Here is a 4,142-nt window from a genome sequence, read left to right as displayed (position 1 = left end):
TTTTATACCCTCAATATTTGCAAACTTTAATATTGTAATATTTTACTTTTTAGTCCATTTATATTTGTGGGTAATAGTAAGATATCAAATAGTGCAAATTTTTCTATGATATGCGGTAGTGGTGTATATGTAAGATCAATTGCTCGTGATCTTGGAATTGCATTAAATTGTTTTGGACACATTACAAAATTAAGAAGAACTATGGTAGGTGACTTTAGAGAAAATGAATCAGTGACAATTGAGCAACTTACTAAAAAAAACACAACAACTTACTCTCCGATGTCATCCCAGTGCTTGACACTGGGATCCAGATATACAAATACTTACAAATCATGTAATGGACAAAAGATTCTAGGAGCATATGTCAAAAACAATGTTCGTGATGAAATAGGCTGGATCCCAGTGTCAGCTACTTGGATGACAGAGGGGGGTGGGATGACAGAAGATGATGGAGTGACAGGGAGTAATACAAAAAGTTTCGTCATCCCCATTGAATCGGCTTTAAAATCGATGTTCAAAGTTGAAATTTCCCTAGAAGATGCGGGGAAAATCAGAAAAGGTCAGGAAGTTGTATTAAATAACTTGCGTAATTTAAAGAATCATGATATTTGTTGTACGGTGGTGGGTAGTGTACCTATTGCAATCTGCAGTTTTATTTATGGTTGTGTGAAACCTATTCGTGTTTTTAATATTTAAAATGAGGTTTAGATGTCGATAACATCCGAAAAGAAAAAGAGTTTGATAAATATATATGCAATTAAAGAAGATGATACAGGCTCATCTTTTGTACAATGTGCAATTTTGACCGAGAGGATCAGTAACTTAACTGAGCATTTTAAAGTGCACAAGCATGACCATCACTCTAAGCGTGGTTTACTTATATTGATAGGTAGAAGACGCAAGCACTTAAATTATATAAAGCGTAAATTTGGTAATGAAGCCTATCAGGAATTAATAGAGAAGTTAGGCATTAGAAAATAATCGAGGAATTTAATATGTTTAAAATTATAAAAAAATCTATAGAGTGGGGTGGTCGTGCCTTATCTTTAGAAACAGGAAAAATAGCACGCCAAGCTCATGGTTCAGTAGTTGTAAATTACGGTGATACTTCTGTTTTAGTAACTGTTGTACGTAAAAAGAAGGAAGAAAGCGTTGATTTCCTACCTTTAAATGTGCAGTTTATCGCAAAAAGCTATGCCATGGGTAAGATCCCTGGCGGGTTTTTTAAAAGAGAAGGCAAGCCATCTGATAGAGAAACTTTAATCTCAAGAGTAATAGATAGAAGTATAAGACCACTATTCCCAGAAGGATTTCATGATGAAATTAGTGTGGTGTGCAATCTATTAACTTATGATACAGTCAATCCTCCTGAAGTGCCAGCATTGATTGGTGCTGTTGCAGCTCTTGCAATTTCTGGTGTTCCCTTTCACTTTACTATAGCTGGAGTGATGGTTGGTTGTGATGAAAATAATAACTATATACTCAACCCTTCTGTTCAAGAGATGAAAGCAAGCAGCTTGGATCTGTTTTTGTCTGGTGATGAAAATTCAATTTTAATGGTTGAATCAGAAGTGAAAGAGCTCTCTGAAGAAAATGTTTTTAATGCAATAAAATTTGGCCATGAACACCTTAAGCCTGTCATTAAGCTCATAAAAGAGTTTGCTGATACAATTGGCAATAAACCTGAGAGCTTTGCCCCTATTGATGCATCAGATATAACACAAGAGCTCGAAAAATACGGTAAAGATTTTGAAAAAGCATATTCGCAAACAGTAAAACAAGAGCGAGTTCAAGCTCTAGAAGCGATCAGAGAGAATATATTGAATACTCTTAAAGAAACTGGAAAAGACGAAAAGTTAATTACGTGTGCAGTAAAAAACTTTGAAAGATCTTTAGTACGTGAAATAATTAGGAAGAAAAGTGTAAGGATAGACGGTCGTAAGCATGATGAGATACGTCAGATAGAAGTTGAAGTTGATATTCTGTCCAAAACTCACGGTTCTGCACTATTTACAAGAGGCAATACTCAGGCACTGGTTGTTACTGCTCTTGGCACCACTCAAGATGAGCAAATTGTGGATGATATTGAAGGGGATAGACGTGAGCATTTCATGTTGCATTATAACTTTCCCTCATTTGCTGTTGGAGAAACTTCTGCTGCGCGTGCACCAGGAAGAAGAGAAATCGGTCATGGCAAACTTGCTTGGAAAGCAATTCATCCTGTTTTACCCGATAAGTCTGAATTTCCTTATACAATAAGAGTAGTGTCCGAAATTTTGGAGTCTGATGGTTCTTCTTCTATGGCAACAGTTTGTGGGACTTCTCTTGCTTTAATGGATACGGGTGTGCCAATAAAGGCCCCTGTTGCTGGAATTGCTATGGGTCTCATCAAAGATAAAGACGAGTATGTAATACTTTCCGATATACTTGGTGATGAAGATTATCTTGGTGATATGGACTTTAAAGTAGCAGGAACTAGTGAAGGGGTTACGGCGCTACAAATGGACATGAAAATTTCTGGTATAAGCTTTGAAATTGTTGAAAAATCTTTAGAACAGGCAAAAGCTGGAAGATTACATATTTTAGAAAAAATGAATGCAGTGATTTCAGAACACAGTGATGATGTCAAAGACCATGCACCAAGGATGTTATCATTTTACATAGATAAAGACAAAATTTCTGCTGCTATAGGTTCTAAGGGGAAAAATATACGCAGTGTGTGTGAAAGAAGTAATGCAAAAATTGAAATAGGAGATGATGGTAAAGTTTCTGTTTTTGCTACGAGTGGCACTGAAGCTGAAATTGCAAAGAGTATGATGATTGATTCAATAACAGAACTAGAACAAGGTTCTATAGTTGATGTCAAGGTTGTAAGAATAGAGAAGTCTATTGTAGAGCTTGAATTTCTTAATGGCAGAAAAGGAAAAATGCACATAAGTGAAGTAGCTAATGAACATATAGATTCTATAGAGAGCGTACTTAAACAAGATGATACTTTCAAAGCACTAGTAATTGACTTCGAAAAAGGTGGGTGTCCAAAGTTGTCAAGACGTCGGGTTGATCAAGAGACGGGAGAGTTTTTTGAAGGTGAGCTTTACAACGAGGAAAGGAAAGATGGTCCAAATGACAGGGATAATTATTACAATAATTCATTTAGTAGAAAACCTGGAGGAAGTCACCATAAGAGGCCTCCTCGTCCTCGTTCTGGTTTCAGCAACAGAAATAGGCCGAAATTTGGTAATAATGATTCATCATCAGGTTTTTATTAAGAGTAAACTTCTTGCGTTACCTCTCGTCATTCCAGTGTTAAGCACTGGAATGACACCCTTTCTGGTGAAGGTTGTTCTCAAATCACAATGTTAGTACAATTGTGGTGTTAGCTATAGCTAACCCAAGGTATCCGTTCAGCGGAGTGGTAGAATAAGGTAGACAAAGTGATCTAAAAAGATAATCATAGAGCAAAAGTGAGGTAATGTGGTAAACCTTTTAGAACTTTGCAAAAATTTACAGCAAAAAATAGAAAAACTGAAAGCAGAGATAGAAAACTTAAAAGCAGAAAATAAAGCTTTAAAGATAGAGAACGCTGAATTAAAGGAAAGGCTTGGTTTAAACTCGAAAAATTCATCTCTACCGAGCTCTAAAGAATTGTACAAAACAAAAAAGGACAAGCCAAAAAGCGAAAGGAATGTTGGCGATCAGGTTGGGCATAAAGGAAATTTTCATGCCACAATGGAAGCGGATAAAGTAGTAAAAATAGAGTTGCCTAATATTTGCGAATGCGGAGGAGAGCTTGTAATATGCGAAAAACCTTATGTGCACCAAAAAGTTGATCTTCCGGAAATTAGGCCTTATGTAGTAATTGGAACATGGTCGTTGTCGGAGATGCAGAAAAAGAAAAAGTAGCAAGTTACCAGAAGGTGTTACGCCAGATACATTTGGTCCAAGGGTTAAGTCTATAATTGCAGCACTCAGCGGATTTTACAAAAACTCAAAGCGTGAAGTGGCTAGTATCATAAATGACATTTTTAATTTGAACATAAGTGTTGGCAGCATATCAAATCTTACTATTACCCACAAATATGAGGTTCGTGAGCAAGTCGCCATCCTTCTGCTAAATCAAAGAGACGTTTATATCCTTTCCA

Annotated in this window: 2 protein-coding genes and 2 pseudogenes; all 4 read left to right on the top strand. The window is 36.4% G+C overall.

The window, feature by feature from the left end; translation table 11 throughout:
* Positions 1-81 precede the first annotated feature (81 nt).
* A pseudogene (locus tag BA053_RS07730) lies at positions 82-696 on the top strand (tRNA pseudouridine(55) synthase TruB); the annotation flags it as partial.
* A gap of 12 nt (positions 697-708) precedes the next feature.
* Positions 709-981, top strand: coding sequence for a 30S ribosomal protein S15 (rpsO, locus tag BA053_RS05540; protein ID WP_006279944.1), 273 nt, complete (start codon positions 709-711; stop codon positions 979-981).
* A gap of 14 nt (positions 982-995) precedes the next feature.
* Positions 996-3,269, top strand: a complete 2,274-nt coding sequence (gene pnp / locus BA053_RS05535) for a polyribonucleotide nucleotidyltransferase (RefSeq protein ID WP_065095169.1) — start codon at positions 996-998, stop codon at positions 3,267-3,269.
* A 205-nt stretch (positions 3,270-3,474) separates the two neighbouring features.
* Positions 3,475-4,060 (top strand): annotated as a pseudogene (locus BA053_RS06900) (DUF6444 domain-containing protein); the annotation flags it as partial.
* Positions 4,061-4,142 lie beyond the last annotated feature (82 nt).

Origin of the sequence: Wolbachia endosymbiont of Nomada ferruginata, assembly GCF_001675785.1 — a bacterium.
Classification (GTDB): domain Bacteria; phylum Pseudomonadota; class Alphaproteobacteria; order Rickettsiales; family Anaplasmataceae; genus Wolbachia; species Wolbachia pipientis.
Note: the sequence above shows the minus strand (reverse complement) of the source record. Positions and strands in the feature narration are given on the sequence as shown.

Bases quoted from the DNA above. Each gene is read 5' to 3' on its own strand.
- rpsO (WP_006279944.1), top strand. From the start codon at position 709: ATGTCGATAACATCCGAAAAGAAAAAGAGTTTGATAAATATATATGCA.
- pnp (WP_065095169.1), top strand. From the start codon at position 996: ATGTTTAAAATTATAAAAAAATCTATAGAGTGGGGTGGTCGTGCCTTA.